An 899-nucleotide genomic window follows, 5' to 3' on the forward strand; every position below is an offset into this window, starting at 1 on the left:
GATGGGTATAAGAGCCACCCCCCCGCCAGGGGGCCGCCAGCTCGCGCAGGCTCTCGCACAGAAACCAGGCCCGGGCCGGCGCCATCAGCGGGCCTGAGACGATCGCCGGATCCAGCACGTAGAGGCCGGTGACCGCCGGGGTGGCGGCGGCCGCCGCCGCCAGGCCCAGGTTGTCGGCCAGGCGCAGGTCGCGGCGATGCCAGAACAGCCAGCGCTCCGGGGCCATCAGAGCGCGAGCAGCTGCCGGGCCCGGTACCAGGCCGTGACCGTTTTGCCGTCCAGGGCCTCATCGCCGCTGGCCAGGAGCGCATCCAACTGGGCCGGCTCCAGCAGCAGCACCTCCATGTCCTCGTCGTCGTCGCCGGGGGGGCGATCCTGCAGCAGGGTGAGATCGCGGGCCAGGAACAGGTGGATCAGCTCGTCCGAGTAGCCGGGGCAGGGGTGCATGGCACCCAGGGGGTCCCAGCGGCTGGCGCTGTAGCCGGTCTCCTCCTCCAGCTCGCGCCGCATCGAGCCCAGGGGCTCCTCCCCCTCCTCCAGGGTGCCGGCCGGGAACTCCAGCAGCCGGCCGGCTACGGCGAAGCGGTACTGACGCAGGATCACCACCCGGCCGTCCTCGAGCACCGGCACCGCCAGGGAGGCGCCCGGATGGCGGATCACGCCGTAGGTGCCCTCGATGCCGATGGGCAGCACCACCCGGTTGAGCTCGAAACGCACCTTGCGGGCCTGCAGCGCCGCAGTGGTCTCCAGATGGGTGCTGGGCTCGGGGGGCGGCAGGGGAGCCATGGGGCGGGCCATTGGGGCCCCCAGTGTGACGGGCGGGGGCCGCTGGGCGCGGTTCAGAGCCCTTCCGGCCAGCCCGGCTCCCCCGCCAGGGCCAGAGGTGGCGGCTCCAGGGC

Annotated in this window: 2 protein-coding genes; both read right to left on the bottom strand. The window is 73.7% G+C overall.

What is annotated here, in order from left to right; all coding sequences use genetic code 11:
• Positions 1 to 226 (bottom strand): deoxyribodipyrimidine photo-lyase (locus tag VB737_RS17035; RefSeq protein WP_500314714.1); only part of this gene is annotated, 226 nt, incomplete at its 3' end.
• Positions 226 to 786 (bottom strand): NUDIX hydrolase, encoded by a 561-nt coding sequence (locus VB737_RS17040; RefSeq protein WP_500314716.1) that lies wholly within the window; start codon positions 784 to 786, stop codon positions 226 to 228. The genes VB737_RS17040 and VB737_RS17035, both read right to left, overlap by 1 nt.
• Between the last annotated feature and the right edge of the window lie 113 nt (positions 787 to 899).

Source organism: Synechococcus sp. BA-120 BA3 (assembly GCF_034931285.1).
Taxonomy (GTDB): Bacteria; Cyanobacteriota; Cyanobacteriia; order PCC-6307; family Cyanobiaceae; genus Cyanobium.